We start from the raw sequence: 17983 nt of genomic DNA on the forward strand, positions 1-17983 counted from the left end.
CAGGCAAAATCGAGCTTTTTAGTTTGTTTGAACTAATGCCTTTTTAGGGCCCGGTACGGACACTATAAATCTGACATTAGCGAGTACAACGGTAGCGACCATTATCATTTGCAGAGTGCACTATTCCTTTTGAGCCAAAACCAATTTTACCTTTACAAGACGCGTATTCATAGGAGCCACCTCTTTCTAACGTTACTCCTTTTTCACCATACGCTTTGATGTTAGCAGACTGTGTGTAATAGGTATTTTTAGGGCCATCACCACATTCTTTTTTGCTGTACTTCAGATCTCCACACCAAACCACAAAGATTTGATAACCACACCGATTTTTAAAGATAAGATTGTGCGAACTTTTTGAATTGGTAGAAGCATCCAAGCAGCTCGCCGCACTTTGCCCTGGATTACTAGCCAGTGCATTAAGACTGGTTAATAATGCGCAGAAAGCCACACTCATTGCTACTAAATATCGTCTCATAGTGATCTCCAAGAAAATGCCCTCTTTAGAAAAATCAGATGCAGAGGGTAAACATCTGTATACTTATTAATCATAAGCATATTTTATGACATTTCCTTACGATTTCAATACAAATGAGCATAATAATTAACAATGCCCTTTAAAGGCCTTTTCTTAATAGCCTGCAGCCCACAAAAACTGTTCGCTTAGATAATGTGACGGCTTGAAAAAAACACTCATGGATGGCATGTATCAGAATACATCCAGCTATTTGATGGCGTGGTTAGCAGTAGTGAGGGATTTTTAAGTTCAATATTTCAGGAAAGAACAGTCTCCTAGGTGTGAACCTATTTCGGGTCTGGACAATAACGAAAAAAAGGCGAGATAAAATTATCTCGCCTTTTTTATTTGTAACATCATCAATAAGAAATTTAAAATCTGCTTAAGTCAGCAATCTTAGAAATCGTATTCGCCACTTAAAGCCACTTCGTTTTTAGCATAGCCAGCTGCACCATCGTAAGTGCCATCAGCATTATTATGGCGATATTCAACCCAAGTTAAGGCGTTAGGTGTAATGTTGTATTCAAGACCAAGTTTGTAAGATTTTACACTATTTTGAGAAGAGGATCCGTCAGCATTCGTTTTCTGCAAACCATAGCCTGTGTATAGACGGTATTGATTAATATTGTAAGCGCCTACTAAATCATAGGAATTCATTGATGTATTACTGTTTACTGCTGCTCCATTATCGGTTTTAGACCCTAGGTAAACAAAAGCAAGGTAAAGATCATTCAGGGTATAGTCAGCACCTAAACCATAAGTATCAATTTTACCGTCCGTACTACCAGTAGTAAGGGTAGTTCCAGATTGAGCTGATGCTCCTAGACCACCAAAATTTTGACGAGCATAAGCAGCTCGTAAATTCAAACCAATACCAGTGTGATATACACCTGCTAGAGAGTAAGCATTATCCTGCTCATTATCAGTAGTTGTGGTTGTACCTGCAGTTGTAGTAGACATTGCTCCAATATCTTTCCCGTCATTATTGCGGAATTGATAGCCGGCTTGAACATCTAAGTTACCAAATGTATTAGAGTAAATGGCTTGGCTAGCTTGACGACTTTCTCCGTAAATACCGGTCTGAGCTTCCATCCCCCATTGGTCAAAAATATCGATGGCTTGCGTAAGGCTGGTATAAAGAGGTGTATTTTGTTGACCAAAAGACACTTTACCGTCTTTACCAAAATCGGCGCCTAGATAAGCTTTACGAGCTTTAAACGTACTGCCATCACTATTTTGGCCTGATACATCCCATTCTCCTTTAGCAAACACGCTGACGTTATCGTTAACACGGGTTTCACCTTTAATACCAAGGCGAGCACTGGTCGTTAAATCACCCTTGGCATCAACTTGTGATTTATTTGAGTTCTTTGTAGAGCCAGCGTGTGTCATATCCGCTTCCACCTTGCCATATACGTCAAGAGAAGAACCGTTTGCATTGTAAACATTGGCTGCGTGTGCTGACGCCATCATGATAGTCGCTGCTGGAATAGCGAGTGCTAGGATTGTTTTTCTCATTTGAGCTGTCCTCGTGTTTGGGTTTGACCATTTGCTTTTAGAATTGCCTTTACTATAAACAGAGAAGTTCACTTTTTATGCACTAAAATAGAGGAAGATCACAGCAAATATATAGCATTAAAAAAATGTGATTTATTTAGTCGTAGAAAGGAAATATATGACTCGAAAACATCAAAAAAGCACGCGAAAAGCTCGTAAAAAACCAAAATGGTAATTTTAACAAAACTTATTTATAATTTTATTCATTAAAAACAAGGATTTATAAATCTTTTTTTTTGAGAATTTTCACGTTTAGAAAATAATTCATTGCAATTTTTACTAATTTTAATAGCTATAAACAATCATAAAATTAAAGATAATAGAAACTTACAAAATTCAAAAAATGACAAATATACATAATTTTAAAAATCACTCCTTTTAATTTGCTCACTAAAATCAAAAAAGCCCTCAGTGCGCAAACACCGAGGGCTTTATAAGGATAGTTTTACGTCTTACGTGTTACTTTCCAGTAGCACGCGATACGTATTCACCGGTTCGAGTATCGACGCGCAATACTTCACCAATGTTGATAAATAGTGGCACACGTACCATGGCGCCAGTCGTCAAAAATGCAGGCTTAGAACCGCCGTTTGCGGTATCTCCTTTAACACCTGGATCTGTATCTTTTACTTCCAGCTCAATGAAGTTTGGCGGCGTAACCGCAAGCGGTGCACCATTGTACAAAGTTACTATGTACTTCTCTTGCTCTTTAAGCCATTTACTCGTATCGCCGACTGCATTTTCATCCGCTGCGTATTGCTCGAATGAACCGTCGGTTACCATAAAGTGCCAAAACTCACCGTCGGTGTATAAATACTCCATATCGGTTTCCATTACGTCTGCCGATTCTAACGTCTCGCCAGATTTGAAGGTACGTTCCCAAACACGCCCTGAACGCAGGTTACGTAGCTTCAAGCGGTTAAACGCTTGGCCTTTACCCGGTTTAACATGTTCATTATCCAATATAGTACATGGATCACCGTCAACCATTAACTTGGTACCATTGCGCATTTCGCTGGTAGAAATATTAGCCATACATCCTCACCGTGTCTTTTTTAGAGAAAAGGCTCTAACTGACGTATCATGTCAGCCTGACGATCTCAGCAAACATCTTTTTATAATAGTAAAAGAACGTTTGCAAAGATCTCAAAGAGCCCAAGGCCTATTCGGCCAGAAATAATTTGGCGCCAATGATAACCCAAATCCATTCGACTTTGCAGATATTTGACGTGATAGAGATTCAAACAGAAAGTACTTTAACTTGGTCGCAACACCTTTCTAAGGCGTTAACGAGCTTACCCGAACTAATACAACATCTCGCTCTACCTACTAACATGGTTAAAGATGGTAACGAGGCGCAAAATACCTTTAAATTATTGGTCCCACGTCCCTACTTGTCGCGCATCGAACCGGGTAATCCACTCGATCCACTCCTATTGCAAATACTGCCTAGTGCGGCTGAAATGCGGCTTGTTCCTGGCTATACAACAGATCCATTAGAAGAAGCAGATCACAGCCCTCAAAAAGCCATCGTTCATAAATACAAGCGTCGCTTATTGGTTATTACCACAGGCACTTGTGCTGTTAACTGCCGCTATTGTTTTAGACGTCACTTTCCTTATGGCGAGAACCAACTCGCGCAAGCAGAATGGCAATCTGTTATTGACTACCTGAAAGCACATCCAGAAGTTAACGAGGTTATTCTCAGTGGTGGCGATCCTCTCATGATGAAGGATGCTCTACTGGCTGACAAAATCCATAAACTTGAAGCACTGCCACAGATTAAACGTTTACGAATTCATTCACGTTTGCCAGTCGTCATTCCGCAGAGAGTGTGTGACGAGATGTTGGCTTGGATAAAAAATAGCCGTTTAGACATTATTATGGTGTGGCATATTAACCACGCTAACGAAGTGGATGAAGATGTCATACACGCAGCTCAACAATTAAAGCACGCAGGCGTTACTTTATTAAATCAGGGCGTACTCTTAAAAGGCATTAATGACAGCGTCAAAGCGCAAGTGGATCTTAGCGAAGCAGTATTTAAAGCAGGTTTGTTGCCTTATTATATGTTCACGTTAGACCCGGTCGAAGGCGCTGCGCATTTCGATATTAGTGTTGAACAAGCACAACGACTAATGGGGAAAGTTGCTGCCGAACTACCTGGCTACTTGGTACCAAGGCTGGCCAAAGAAATACCCGGAAAACAAGCGAAAACCGTGTTTGCTCCCATTGTCGATTAGCGCTTATTTATAAAGCAGATTAGTGATTATTTCTACAGTAGAACAATGCCATAAACTTACCGAGATAAAGCAATACGCGCTGTTTTTACTTGTTGTCGACGAATACTAACCTGTGGGGCGAATTGGTATAGATCACCATTTCGTCCTACTAATTGGCGCGGAACATGGCTTAACTTTGCCACTTGGGCATTGGCGGCCAAATGTTCAGGCTCACCATGACAAGGCACGGCTAGCTCAGGTTGAACCCACGTATACAATTGGCTCAACTCATCTCGACAAGGGTGTCCACTAACGTGGATCGTCAAGCCTGTATCCTGTTGCTGTAACGTTCGAATCTTTCGACCTTTAAATTGCTCAACCAAACGCATAATCGCGGTTTCATTCCCGGGGATCATCATCGCGCTGAAAATCACCAAATCATTGGCATCAAGGCTCAGATCAAAACAATTGTCCGCTGCTAATCTATTGAGTGTCGCTCTAGGCTCTCCTTGACTCCCCGTCACCACCGCCAAAACCTCTTCTCTTGGCAAATAGCCTAAATGAGCAGATTCAATCAAGGACAGATCGTCAGGCCAATAACCCGTCGCTTTCGCGGCACCCACCATATTCGTAAGCGAGCGACCAATGAGCGCTAAATAACGACCAGTTGCTTTAGCCACTCGCCCTAATGCCACCAGCCTTGCTACATTACTGCTAAAGCAGCCCACCACGACACAGCCTTTTTCTGGTGCTATAGCGGCTAACAAGCCTTCATAACAGTCACTTTCTGACGCTGAGTGCCCGTCTCGTAATGCATTGGTAGAATCACACACCATGGCGAGAATATTTTCTTTCGCGAGCGCTTGAAAACGAGCGGGCGAAAAGCCTTCACCGATAATGGGTCGTTTATCAATTTTCCAATCACCGGTGTGAAAAATACGCCCCGCTGGGGTATCGATTGTCATTGCAAAGGGTTCTGGCACCGAATGTGTTAACGCCAACCAAGAAACATTGAAAACACCAATTTTTTGCGTTTCATTTTCTTTCACCACAATCACCGGAACTTCATCAACCAATCCGACTTGCCCTAACTTACGGCGTAATACTTCTGCGGTAAAAGCCGTGGTATAAACTGGGCATTTAAAACGTCGCCATAAAAAAGGCAAAGCACCTACGTGGTCTTCATGGGCGTGAGTAATCACGATCCCCGCAAGGCGCTCTTTTTGTTCAGCAATAAAAGAAGGATCAGCGGATACTACTTCGGCAGTATGAATGTCGTCCGGCTTTAATGGCTCATTAAAAGAAACACCACAATCCACCATTAACCATTGGCCGTCATGACCATATAGGTTCATATTCATGCCAATTTCGCCCGTTCCACCTAGAGGCAAAAACCACAAATCCTGCTGTGAAGGTATCAATGAAGAGATAAAGCGCTCCTGTTAACGATAAGATGTTAGAAATTTTGTCTATCTTACGTGATTTCTTATAAGATCCCACTCTAATAGAGGTCTACGCTATCGATTAAGTTCATCAATGGAGCTGACCTAACTGGCACCGCTTCAACACACTTAGCACCTAGACAAAGAGGGCTACATGCAAAGCACTTTTCAGCCAAGTACCAAAACACAACGAAACAAAATATGCAGAGGTGCTGTTAGCTTCTTGGCTCTGCTCATTTTATTGATTCTATTGTTTTCTGCTGCAAAATATTTTGGTACCCGCTATGCCACTCAAGTGGTCGACAAAAAAATACACGAATCTGGCCTTGCTCCTCTTATTCATTATAAAAGCATAAGCTTTAATCCGCTGACACTCACGCCGGTTATGCACTCCGTTTCGATAGGCAATAAACGTTATCCTTGGCTAAGACTTACGCATATTAGATTCAATTACTTTCCTGTTATTTACCCCAGGCTCAACCTAGCTTTCCAATTTGATGATAACAAGGCCCCATTTATTGCTCGTGACACTCAGCGACTAATGACACTCATGGGAATACAACAACTCACTGGACAAGGACATTTCCTATCAGCGCCTAAAAAGGGAAATATTGACTCCACATTAACGCTTCAGGTTGATCAAGTTGGACATCTTTTTTTCAACAGTAATATAGATATATTGAACCAAGATTTTTCTTTGCAGGAGTTTCGCTCAGATTTACTGGCTTCAATGGCGTTAAGACAACTTGATGCTATGCCTATTTTGTATGGCGACAGTATTGCCTTCCATAAAATAGCTTTCCGCTTTCGAGATGAAGGTCTTATCAAGCGGCAGTGGCCTGAGTTTTCTGCGAAATCTAGTCATGAAGCATTATCTTACTTCAAAACCTTATCCACCTATCTTGGTTTAGCGCCTTATCATTCAATCCAAAACCACCACATCAGCACTCAAGTGATAACATTCCTCACTAAAGCCAATACGCTTTCTTTTTCCATGGCACCTAAGCAACCGATCAAACTTAAAATGTTAATGCAATTTATTCAAAATGAATCACTCTATGAAAAATCCGATATGAGCCTTTCAGCTCGATAATGCCAATAAATAGCTCAAAACATGACCTACATTGGGATAAACTCTGTATTTTCTTGTCCGCTTGTTTAAACTACTTTATCGTAAAAGAACTTTTAACCAATCGAGTGATAAATGACCAACATAACCATATTAGTAGATGTTCAAAATATTTATTACACAACTCGCCAAGCTTACGGCCGTCGATTCGATTACAACGTTTTTTGGAAGCAAATAACTCAAGACAGGAACGTCGTAAAAGCCATTGCGTATGCCGTAGACAGAGGCGATGAAAAACAACGACAATTTCAGAATATTCTCAGAGCGATTGGCTTTGAAGTGAAATTAAAACCTTATATCCAGCGTGCAGATGGTTCAAGTAAAGGAGATTGGGATGTCGGTATTACATTAGACGCTATGGAATACGGACCAGACAGTGACGTTTTAGTATTAGCTTCTGGCGATGGAGACTTTGATTTGTTGGCACAAAAGCTTAACCATAAATACAATACGCAAATCGAGGTTTATGGGGTTCCTATGTTAACTGCCAACTCGCTAGTGAACGCGGCAACAAAGTTTTACCCGATCAAGGACGATCTATTACTCAACTAGATAGGAGATAAAGGCGAGTTTACACTGTCGTAACAACGCGCTTTTAATAGTATCTATCATGGAAAAGAACTTTCTCTTATGCATCTAACTAAAACACAAGTCCAGTTACGTCTCTCTCTTCAAAAAGGCTTAAGCATTCTCGTCGGTATATTAATGGCATTTTTTGGTCCTATTAATATTATGTATTTTAATAATCCGATTCTTGGTTTTATGGATGTCATTGTTTCCATTTTTAGCTTTTATTGTTTTTGGGCCACGATAAACAACAAAGACAAAGTTCACCTGCACTACATTCTTGCGCTTGTCGTAACCGTCTCAATTTACATTACCGCTTATACTGCAGACTTCAGAGCATTCTCTATATTATGGGCACTATCGCTGCCTATGGTTTACTACATAATGTTTGGCACTCGCCAAGGGGCGTTTTTCTCCTTCCTTATTCTTATTACAAGTATTTTTATTATAAATACGCATACAGCAACCGATCAATTTATGGCCTATCGGACCATACTCAACTACGTTTTAGCACATTGCTTCATCTGCTTCTTATGTCATTTGTATGAGCAACAACAGTCAAGAAACTATGAGCAACTCAAAAAAGTCGCACTGAGCGATGCTTTAACTGGCGTACAGAATCGCCATGCCTTAGAAGCGCACTTTTGTGCTCTAGATAAAAGTTCTGATAGAGCCCATATATTATTGATTGATATTGATTTTTTTAAGAAAGTAAACGACCAATTTGGCCATGGGATAGGAGATCATGTGTTAGTAGAAATGGCCGAATGTTTACAGACGTATGTTGACGTCAATAATATCTTTCGATTAGGAGGTGAAGAATTTGTTCTTCTGTTTAAAAACCATACCGACGTAGAAATCAAACCCAAAGCAGAAAACATTCGACGCTCTATTGAACAATACATTTTCCACAGCCATGACTTACGTATCAACATCACCATTAGCATCGGGGTTTCACGCTTTTTACCAGGACAGTCACTCGGTGATTTTCTACGTACGGCGGATAAAAAACTCTATGATGCTAAAAGCGAAGGACGCAACTGCGTCTGTATTTAGCATCATAGATATTGGCACAATGTTAAATTAAGAAAGTACCTCAAGATAAAGCGCCTCAACTTTCTCTCTAGCCCATGGCGTCTTACGCAAAAATTTCAAACTCGACTTCACAGAAGGATCACTCTTAAAACAATTAATATTGATCCGTATTGACAGTTCATCCCAACCAAAATGCTCAACTAGATCCGTGACTATTTTCTCTAATTTTATGCCATGTAATGGATTATTCACTTGTGCTGTCATTGCCAATTCACTCTAAAAAAATCGTTACACTATTATACCTTAACTAATGGTGTATCTTACGTAGATACCCAAATGATTTTAAAGCGGTGAAATACAGAAAAAACCTATTAGAACATTTGACTAATAACCAAAATCCCAGAAAAATAGCATCAATTCATAAAAAATAGATCACAAGATAGGAGAACATAAATGGGCATTTTATCCGGACTGAAAGGTCTATTTTCTAGTGGCGAAAGCGCGCCAGTCGAAGCAGAAAAAGCGGTTGAGTACAAAGGGTTTGAAATCATACCCGCCCCAATGAAAGAAGGTGGTCAGTACCGCGTTGCTGCAACCATCACCAAAGGAGAAGGCGACGAGCAAAAAGTTCATAGATTTATTCGCTCAGACCTTATCCCTAATCGCGACGAATGTATGGAAATTACTCTGCGTAAAAGCAAATTGACGATCGACCAACTAGGCGACAATCTATTTGGCTAAAAAGACGACATAAACAATATAACAACCAAAAGAAGAACAATATGAACGCACCAATAGGACAACACTGGAAACAAACAAACGAACGTGAAGACCTATTGGGAGCGGATTATCGCTCTCGGACCTTTTCTTTCTCCGGCCCAAAAGGCTCAGTCGACACCACCCTAATTGACCATCTTGGTGAACAAAAAGCCAAACAGGGCATTTTGTATATTCACGGTTACACCGACTATTTTTTTCAAACTGGCTTAGCCGATCACTTTATTGCTCAAGGTTATCGCTTCTACGCGGTGGATTTACAAGGCTATGGGCGCTCTATTCGTCCGAATTTACTGCCTAACTGGTGTGACTCAATAGACCAATACGGACAGGACCTCGACATTGCCTTAGCAACCATGAAAGAAGATGGTGTAGACCATGTGATCATGCTCGCGCACTCCACTGGTGGACTGGTAGCGGCGACTTATCTCGCTAAACATCCTTTATTATCTGAACGAGAAAACCATTACAACACGCCCTTTCCTGCAATAACTGGCCTTATTTTAAACAGCCCTTTTTTAGCTTTACCATTTTCACCAAAGGCACTGAAGCGTCTTAATTGCCCTATTTACACGCTTGTTTCATTACTGCCTTTTGTGTCATTTCAAGCAAAAGAAGCGACGCTCTACTCTCAATCATTACATACGACATTTAATGGCGAATGGGACTATCGTTTAGATTGGAAACCGGCGGCTGGCTTCCCATTATCATTTCACTGGCTCAAACAAATTACTTTGGCGCAACGTCGCCTGACTAATAAACACATAGAGACTCCCACTCTCTTATGCCATTCTGAGATCAGTACAATCAATACAAAAAACGTCGCAGACATGCAAATGGGTGACGGTGTTCTTAATATAAACAGCATGCAAGACGCCGCTACTAAAACCTTTACCAACCTCGATATCGCGATTATTCCCAAAGGTTTTCACGACTTATACCTATCACACTTACCAGCCAGAGCAGCCTACTTAGCCAATATCGACTCTTGGCTGATAGAACAAACACATAAAAATGAGATTGAAAAGAAACCAGATGAATAAGCCGTCAATTACTCTGCTTACTCATCACCAAATCAAGCAATCGCGTTGGTAAAATTCGTTTTAAAATACCCGCAATATAAGTCGGTGTTGTCACGTAATATCTAGGCTTAGGACGACGAGACTCTAATGCATGAATCAGTTTGGCGACTACCGCACTGGCTGGTAATGTCTGTGACGAAGTCGGCCCTTCTTTAGACAAACGCCCAATCGCTTCTTCATAGCCTTGTTGATGTCGACTTTGAGAAATATCTACATTATCTCTTAAGGCGGCCAAGGCATTAGCTTTAAAACGGCTTTCAATCGGACCTGGTTCAATTAAGCAAATATGAATCGGAGTATCCGCAAGCTCTAGACGTAAAGTATCGGTTAAACCTTCTAAGGCAAACTTGCTCGCGTTGTAAGCCCCTCGAAATGGCATAGCAACTAAGCCAAGGACAGAGCTATTATTTACGATACGACCATAACCTTGCGTTAACATTAGCTTTAGCACTTTGCAGGTCAACTCATGAGTACCAAAGAAATTAGTATTAAACTGAGTTTTTAATACCTCTACTGACAAATCTTCAACCGCACCAGGTTGCCCATAGGCGCCATTATTAAATAACGCATGTAAATGACCACCTGTAATGACTAACGCTTCTTGTAAGCCTTTTCCAATCGAGGCAGAATCAGCAAGATCCAGCTGCACGACATGACGCAGTCCTGCTAATTTTAACGTTTCCACATCCTCTTCACGTCGGCAACTAGCCACCACCAAAAAATCACGCTCTTGCAACATTTTAGCGGCTTCAAGACCAATACCACTTGAACAACCTGTGATTAAAATTGAGTACTGCATGCTAGATCCTCCTTTGAAAAACATAATAGATAGCAACCAGCACATGCACTCACTGTGAAAGCATTTGTGCCTAATCAACACTCTGTACCAGTTATGACCTAAATACTTGTTATTTTGATTCTTTTCACTTAGGTTACTGGAAAATTTTGTCTATCTAAAGTGATTGTAATGGAAGATATCGTGAAAAACGAAAGTTCTAGGGAAACCTTTGGCTCCCGCATTGGATTTATTTTGTCGGCGGCCGGTGCAGCCGTTGGTTTAGGAAATATTTGGGGCTTTCCAACACAAGCGGCCAGTAATGGTGGTGGAGCCTTCTTGCTGGTCTATTTGGTATTAATCTTCGTGGTTGCCTTTCCAATGTTAGTGGTCGAAATGGCCATTGGCCGTTATGGTCAAGCCAACCCTGTCGATAGTATGCGATCGCTAAACAAGAACCCGATTGCACAACATGTTGGAGCTTTGGTTGGTTGGCTCGGTCTGAGTGTTCCCAGTATTGTGTTGGCGTTTTATAGCATTGTCGGTGGTTGGATTATTTGTTTTCTACTTGCCGCCATTGCAGGTTTGGTTGGTTTCAGCGATCAAGCAAGTTGGCTAAAAGGCTTTAGTATTGAACGTAACTTATTTGGCACCCTCCTCTTCTATATGCTTACCATATTAATCGTCCAGGGTGGCGTAAAACGCGGTATAGAGAAATGGTCAACACGCCTCATGCCCGCTCTTTTTGCTCTTTTTATTATTTTGTTTATTTACATCATGATGCAACAAGGAGCGATAGAGGGCTTAAAGCACTACCTCATTCCTCACTTTGACAAAGTCTGGGATCGCAAATTGATTCTCGCGGCCATGGGACAAGGCTTTTTCTCGCTTACCATTGGCGGTTGCTCGATGCTGATTTATGGATCTTACTTAAGCAAGAAAGAAAATCTTCCAAAAATGGCACTAAGCGTTACCTTGCTAGATACCGCCGTTGCTTTCGTTGCCGGCTTGGTTGTACTCCCTGCCATGTTTGTTGCCATGCATAACGGTGTACAAATTTACGCCGACGACGGTTCACTACTTAGCTCTGATACCTTAGTCTTTACCGTGCTGCCATTAATGTTTAAGAGCCTTGGCTTACTTGGTCAGTTGTTCTCGGTGATCTTCTTCCTTCTACTGACCATCGCTGCGCTTACCTCTTCTATATCGATGTTAGAATGCCCCGTGGCTTTAATGTCAGAACGGTTCAACACCAAACGCACACCCACTAGCTGGGTACTTGGTATTATCATTGCCCTCTTTAGCGCTGTCATTGTTTATCACTTTGGCACTATGTTTGGATTAGTTGTTACACTAGCCACACAATATTTACAGCCCTTTGCAGCCCTAATGTTCTGTTTATTTGGGGGTTGGGTATGGAACCGAAATGCGAAATTCAAAGAGCTAGAAAGCGGCTTTGCTGAGTTTCGTAATACAAAGTTCGGGAAAATTTGGCCATGGTACGTGCGTTTCGTTTGCCCATTAACGGTCATTGCTATTATTTGGGCGTCATTTGATTAAGTATTGGCATTGAACTCTAAAACGAAAGCAAATAAGAAGTGAGCTTCGGCTCACTTTTTATTTTACTGTATTATCGAATGAGGGTTATTCAGACGTTTCTGCTTCGGATTTCTTACGTTTTTTCTGTTCGTACATAGCCAAATCTGCGGTAGCTACCATGTCATCTAATGACTTCTTCGTATCATAAGGAAAGGAGGCTACGCCAACGCTAAATTCAATTTTGTAGGGCTTATTAATACGAACATTCATGTCTGCAACCGCATCGTCAAAGCGACTCAACAGCGCACTAACTTTGTCGCTAGTTATATCTGATAACATGATGACAAACTCATCCCCACCTAGACGGCCGATAATGTCACTTTCTCGAAACGTTTCACGCATAACTTTTGCAAACTGAATAAGTGCAATATCACCTTCATAATGGCCGTAAAGATCATTAATTTCTTTAAATTTATCTAGGTCGAGCAAAATAAACACCATAGACATTTTGTCACGATGGCATACTTTCTTGGCATAGTCTGCCAACGACATAAAACCACGGCGGCAAGAAACCATCGTTAGGTCATCAAAGGTCGCCCACTGCATCGATTTAATCTCTTGCTCGATCATTGCACCAAAGTCCTCTAGCAGTTGCTTATCTTCAGCACTAAGCTCTCTGGGCTTTGAATCAATAATACACAAGGTTCCTAAGTTAATACCGGGGCGTAGCTTAAGAGGATAGCCCGCATAAAAACGAACTTTAGGGTCTCCAGTTACCAATGGATTATCAGCAAACCGCTCATCCTTCAGGGTATCAGGTACGATAAAGACCTCATCCTGATTGATTGCATGACCGCAAAAAGACAATGCTCGAGGAGTTTCTGTTACTTCTAAACCTTGGCAAGACTTAAACCACTGCCGATCTTCATCAATCAAACTTACCAAGGTAATGGGCACTTTAAACATCTGCTTAGCCATACGAGTAATGCGGTCAAACCTTTCTTCATAAGAAGTATCAAGGATTTTAAGCGCTCTTAAAGCATGCAATCGTTCTGCCTCATTTGGCGGTTGTTTTGGTTCTTTCATGTCGACTCCTTATCTTCATATCAGCTAACATCCGCTGTTATCTCAATGCTAATAATGCAAAACAATGTTGTTACCCATTGATAGCAAATATCTACCTATGGTTTTTCTATTCGCGCTTAGACAACGTTCTACTGCATCCCCCTGCTATTTTCACTATATGACCCTAACAGACAATAATCAGAGTAAAGCAATACCAGTGGTGTGCCTAACGACATTTGAGCGTCTATTCCAACCTTTACAAGGTACTCCGCATTAATTGAATAAGTTTCTCAATTCTTGCTCAAACCAGCTCAAGGCGGGACCCACCGTTTGCTGACTAGGACGCACCCATTCTACAGGTGCTTGCCATGGTTTATAGTCAAAATTAAAAGGCAGTTTCATTAGCTTACCACCCGCAATATCTTCTTCAACCATATGACAAGGCAAATAACTCCACGCTAAACCAAGCCTAGTAAGTTGTCGTAGAGTATCAAAATTATTGCAGTACATTTTTTGTACTGAAATTGGCAAAAAATGCGTGAGATGACGCCCATTTACACCTCGAATTAACAATTGCTTATGAGACATAATATCGCGTATATCAATCTGGGATAACGTCGCTAACGGATGATTAGGGTGAGCAACCGCGTAAAAAGGCAAATATCCTAAGTTACAAACATCAAACGCACTTTCTAGACCGATATTAGCAAACTGTAGACCGATGTCCGCCTTGCCTTGACTGAGGTGATCCATCATATCTGGACTGGCAATACTGTGTATTTCGACCTCTGAGGCAACAAAATGATGACTAAGGTCCACCAAAATACTTTTTAACTTGGGCAACATTAAAGCATCATCAATGGCAATAATGAGATGAGACTCTTCCGCTTTAGATAACGCGGTCGCCGCTTTATTAAGCTCCTGACTCTGTTTTAAAACCGCTTGGGCGTAGCCAAGAAGCTTTTCACCTGCTGGTGTTAATACCGGTGTTCTCGCGCTTCTGTCAAACAATAGGGTATCCAAATCTATCTCTAATGCGGCAATAGATTGGCTAATGGCAGACTGAGCTTTAGAGAGTTTTCTTGCGCAAGCCGAAAACGAACCAGTGGCGGCAACCTCTGAAAAAATTCTTAATTGCTCCAAGCTATACATATCAAAAACTCTGTTATAAAAAAACATTTTACCATCACTAAAACCGATAGTAATTAACTTTGATCTATCCTGATTTCAGGTCATTATTGCGTTTTTAGAACACTTGCACTTGGAGCTCTCTGGTTATGTCACTGATGTCGGTAAAAGAACGCGTTTTTCACAGCTTATTATTTGAAGGACTGGCATTGTTAGTTGTCGTGCCGACGTCGGCATTACTGATGGGAACGGAAATGGTGACCATGACAGGCCTAGGTATCGCCATGTCATTAACGGCCATGACATGGAATTTTTTGTATAACTTAGGATTCGATTCGATATTTGGCCATCAACGTATCAAAAGAACCTTACTGACGAGAGTATTTCATAGTTTAGGCTTTGAATTAGGTTTATTACTCGCCACCGTACCGCTCATTATGTGGATGCTAAATCTGTCTGCTTGGCCGGCACTCATCTTCGCAAGTGGTCTAGTTGTTTTCTTCTTAGCGTATGCCATCACATTTAATTATGGTTACGATCATATTCGCTTTCGACTCGTTGAGAGCAAAGCGGCTAATTAGAAAAAACGGAATTGAACGTAATTTGTATAAGGTAACGTTATAGACCTCACAGCAGGTTTGCCGTGAGGTCTATAAGCGATGTTAATCCACCTTAGTAGATTATATTTTGAATTGATCGATTGACGAGTCTAGCTCTGTTGAAAGTCTAAGCAGTTCGGATGACAGAGCTTTACTGCTTTCTGAGCTTTGCTGTGTTTGCTTAGCCATTTCATTGATATCAATGATGCTATTGTTAATTTCTGAAGCGACCTGTGTCTGTTGTTCGGCCGCTGTTGCTATTTGATTGTTCATATCCAATATATCGGAAATCGCTTCACTTATACTCTTAAGTGCTTCATTTGCAGTCAGTGCCTTCGCTGAGGTTGATACCGCACTATTAACATTAGCCTCCATAAGCTCAACCGATCTTTTCGCCTCGCTTTGGAGACGGGTAATCACAGTTTGTATTTCTTGTGTGCTGGCTTTGGTACGATTAGCAAGATTACGCACTTCGTCGGCCACCACGGCAAAACCTCTCCCGTGCTCACCAGCTCTCGCTGCTTCAATGGCGGCGTTTAATGCCAGCAAGTTAGTCTGCTCTGAAATGGCATCAATCACCGCAAGGATAGAGCCAATTTCCTGTGTTTCAGATTCTAGCTGTCGAGTGGCTGTCGTTACATTTTGGATTTCTGAAACCAATGAAGTGATGTCGTCGTTCATTTCATTGACCGCTTTTTCTCCATTGAGTGCATAGATATTCGCTTTATCAGCCGCATCAGAAGCCATAAGCGTATTGCGAGCAACCTCTTCAGCCGTTGCGGTCATTTCGTTCATGGCTGTGGATGTTGATACCAAGTGATCCATTTGAGATTGTGAGCTTCTATTAGTTTGCAACGCGGCTGCCGCTGTTTCATCGGAGGCAGCTTTAAGTTTTAAATTTGTAGCGGTAATCGAATGAACGATGTTTTGTAAGCTTACAATCATCTTTAGGGTTGCTGCGAAAATGCCTGTGTCATCAGGAGTAGGTGCTCTATTTAAAGTGAGATCACCTTCTGATACGTCACGAACTAAGCTTTCAATCTCGGTTGGCTCGCCACCGATAGGCTTGTACATTAATTTATTGATAATCAAGTAGACTACAAACAAGGAAATTAATATAAGAACAGTGGATACCAGAATGCTGCGCACTAGATTGTTATTAGAGGCAGAATTAAGAGCAGCATTAGAGGAGCTAGACCATACAATCCACTTTAACTCACGCGTTATCGTTTTTTGGACTAAGCTTTTCTGTCCATTAAGCAAGACACTGTATAGGCCAGCAGGTTTTGCTTCGTAACCACTTAGCGAAGGTATTGCTTTGTAAATATTTTCACCTACGTTGTGCTCTGTAGATGAGATGATGAATCCGTCAGCCCGCGTTATTATCACATTATTCGTGCTCGTTAGGCTGTTAGCAAATTTGGCAACACTCCCCACTGAAATATTAATATTCAAACTACCAATAAGGTCGCCATCTCGGATTACTGGTACAGCAACGGCCGTAAGTGTCTTACCGGATGCGCTTTGAAATGGCGTAGTAACGACTTTTTTCTCTCCTGAAAAGATACGTTCATACCATTCTCGCTTAAGTGCCTTTGCATTAAAGCCTACTTCAATACCATTTTTATCGTGCGAACTGCCATCTTTAAGGCCTAAATAGGCTTCTTCAGCACCCAGTTCGCTTATTAGAGAGGCAAGTATAGGGGCTAATTTGTCATCATTCACATCACCATTTGCACTGACAGGAACGCTAAGGGCGGCTATCGATAGTGCGTCAAAATATCGCTCCATATGTTGATCAAGCGCGTCTGAAATAAGTAACGATTCATTCTGTAATATACTGGTTCCATTGCCAGTCGACTCACTTTTAAAAGCCATATAATTGCTAGTTGTTACAATAGAAATAGCTATTATGAATAAGCCACCTATTGAGAGTATTAGTTTTAACTTTGCGCTCATTTTCTCTGCCTATAATTGAAATTTACTGAGGGGGAATCGAATTCAGGTCTATATTAATAGTTATAATTCTGTTTTTTAACGACAAGGAAAGCTAGTCACTTTTACATTAAATATCGAGAGGTCAAGGTCTAAAATAGTGCCGATTATGCGTTGTTTTTCTGCATTTATTAGGCTTACTTTTTGCTGCATATATAATCTTTTTTCGAAACAAAACCAATCCCCCTTACCAATATCATTATGGTTGATATTAAGCCTTACTCTGCCTTTGGTGTTGGGTGTGTCTACTGAGGCCGTATAGCGCTAATGATCAAGAAAGCGGAGACTAAAATCACATCGTTTTTTTTGCTTTCTAAAAGATAACTACTATTCAATATATTAGCATTCATAGTCGAAATAATTACATTTATTCTATCAATTTCTAACCTTGTAAGTGCAGACTGAGCCACCAAAATAATCAAGGTGGCAATTAGTTATTGCTTTTCCATTAACCAAAATATTGCATGAGTGACGGCATATTTTTAGATTGCTTATAAAACAATTTTCCCTTGGCGACAGATTATTGACAATAATGGTCGGGAATGGTGCGATTTTTA

At 41.0% G+C, this 17983-nt stretch carries 17 protein-coding genes; 8 read left to right on the plus strand and 9 right to left on the minus strand.

What is annotated here, in order from left to right:
* Positions 1–76: 76 nt before the first annotated feature.
* The 3 genes from V6259_RS07120 to efp form a co-directional block, all read right to left on the minus strand.
* Complete coding sequence (locus V6259_RS07120; RefSeq protein ID WP_341583980.1) at positions 77–475, minus strand: hypothetical protein; 399 nt, start codon at positions 473–475, stop codon at positions 77–79.
* 435 nt (positions 476–910) lie between these two features.
* Complete coding sequence (locus V6259_RS07125; protein WP_341583982.1) at positions 911–2032, minus strand: porin; 1122 nt, start codon at positions 2030–2032, stop codon at positions 911–913.
* A gap of 498 nt (positions 2033–2530) precedes the next feature.
* Positions 2531–3106, minus strand: a complete 576-nt coding sequence (gene efp / locus V6259_RS07130; protein ID WP_341583984.1) for an elongation factor P — start codon at positions 3104–3106, stop codon at positions 2531–2533.
* 194 nt (positions 3107–3300) lie between these two features.
* Here efp and epmB point away from each other — a divergent pair, with 194 nt between their 5' ends.
* Positions 3301–4314 carry an EF-P beta-lysylation protein EpmB gene (epmB, locus tag V6259_RS07135; RefSeq protein WP_445928505.1) on the plus strand — a complete coding sequence of 338 codons (1014 nt, stop codon included), beginning with the start codon at positions 3301–3303 and terminating at the stop codon, positions 4312–4314.
* Positions 4315–4370: 56 nt separating this feature from the next.
* Here epmB and V6259_RS07140 read toward each other — a convergent pair whose 3' ends face one another.
* Positions 4371–5654 (minus strand): ribonuclease J, encoded by a 1284-nt coding sequence (locus V6259_RS07140; RefSeq protein WP_341583986.1) that lies wholly within the window; start codon positions 5652–5654, stop codon positions 4371–4373.
* A 235-nt stretch (positions 5655–5889) separates the two neighbouring features.
* On the opposite strand from V6259_RS07140, the gene V6259_RS07145 reads away from it, so the two are divergent.
* The 3 genes from V6259_RS07145 to V6259_RS07155 all read left to right on the plus strand — a co-directional run bounded on the left by V6259_RS07145 (position 5890) and on the right by V6259_RS07155 (position 8487).
* On the plus strand, positions 5890–6828 hold the full coding sequence (locus tag V6259_RS07145) for a hypothetical protein (protein WP_341583988.1): 939 nt from the start codon (positions 5890–5892) through the stop codon (positions 6826–6828).
* 111 nt (positions 6829–6939) lie between these two features.
* Positions 6940–7416, plus strand: a complete 477-nt coding sequence (locus V6259_RS07150) for an NYN domain-containing protein (protein WP_341583990.1) — start codon at positions 6940–6942, stop codon at positions 7414–7416.
* Between the two features lie 78 nt (positions 7417–7494).
* Positions 7495–8487, plus strand: coding sequence for a GGDEF domain-containing protein (locus V6259_RS07155; RefSeq protein WP_341583992.1), 993 nt, complete (start codon positions 7495–7497; stop codon positions 8485–8487).
* 27 nt (positions 8488–8514) lie between these two features.
* Here V6259_RS07155 and V6259_RS07160 read toward each other — a convergent pair whose 3' ends face one another.
* Positions 8515–8730: a VF530 family protein gene (locus tag V6259_RS07160; protein WP_341583994.1), complete on the minus strand. Its 216-nt coding sequence runs from the start codon at positions 8728–8730 to the stop codon at positions 8515–8517.
* Between the two features lie 189 nt (positions 8731–8919).
* On the opposite strand from V6259_RS07160, the gene V6259_RS07165 reads away from it, so the two are divergent.
* The gene (locus V6259_RS07165; RefSeq protein ID WP_341583995.1) at positions 8920–9207 is read left to right on the plus strand and encodes an HlyU family transcriptional regulator; all 288 of its coding nucleotides are present in this window, start codon (positions 8920–8922) and stop codon (positions 9205–9207) included.
* 41 nt (positions 9208–9248) lie between these two features.
* Entirely contained in the window at positions 9249–10286 is a 1038-nt protein-coding gene (locus V6259_RS07170; RefSeq protein WP_341583997.1) for an alpha/beta hydrolase, read from the plus strand.
* Positions 10287–10290: 4 nt separating this feature from the next.
* Here V6259_RS07170 and V6259_RS07175 read toward each other — a convergent pair whose 3' ends face one another.
* The gene (locus V6259_RS07175; RefSeq protein WP_341583999.1) at positions 10291–11124 is read right to left on the minus strand and encodes an SDR family NAD(P)-dependent oxidoreductase; all 834 of its coding nucleotides are present in this window, start codon (positions 11122–11124) and stop codon (positions 10291–10293) included.
* Positions 11125–11304: 180 nt separating this feature from the next.
* Here V6259_RS07175 and V6259_RS07180 point away from each other — a divergent pair, with 180 nt between their 5' ends.
* Complete coding sequence (locus tag V6259_RS07180; protein WP_341584000.1) at positions 11305–12660, plus strand: sodium-dependent transporter; 1356 nt, start codon at positions 11305–11307, stop codon at positions 12658–12660.
* An 84-nt stretch (positions 12661–12744) separates the two neighbouring features.
* Here the strand turns inward: V6259_RS07180 and V6259_RS07185 are convergent, their stop codons facing one another.
* On the minus strand, positions 12745–13725 hold the full coding sequence (locus V6259_RS07185; protein ID WP_341584001.1) for a sensor domain-containing diguanylate cyclase: 981 nt from the start codon (positions 13723–13725) through the stop codon (positions 12745–12747).
* Positions 13726–13977: 252 nt separating this feature from the next.
* Complete coding sequence (locus V6259_RS07190; RefSeq protein WP_341584002.1) at positions 13978–14856, minus strand: LysR family transcriptional regulator; 879 nt, start codon at positions 14854–14856, stop codon at positions 13978–13980.
* Positions 14857–14981: 125 nt separating this feature from the next.
* On the opposite strand from V6259_RS07190, the gene V6259_RS07195 reads away from it, so the two are divergent.
* Positions 14982–15413 (plus strand): PACE efflux transporter, encoded by a 432-nt coding sequence (locus V6259_RS07195; protein WP_207923274.1) that lies wholly within the window; start codon positions 14982–14984, stop codon positions 15411–15413.
* 99 nt (positions 15414–15512) lie between these two features.
* On the opposite strand, the gene V6259_RS07200 is transcribed toward V6259_RS07195, so the two are convergent.
* Positions 15513–17390, minus strand: a complete 1878-nt coding sequence (locus V6259_RS07200; RefSeq protein WP_341584003.1) for a methyl-accepting chemotaxis protein — start codon at positions 17388–17390, stop codon at positions 15513–15515.
* Positions 17391–17983: the final 593 nt, after the last annotated feature.

It is taken from the genome of Marinomonas sp. TI.3.20 (assembly GCF_038155025.1).
Taxonomy (GTDB): Bacteria; Pseudomonadota; Gammaproteobacteria; order Pseudomonadales; family Marinomonadaceae; genus Marinomonas; species Marinomonas flavescens.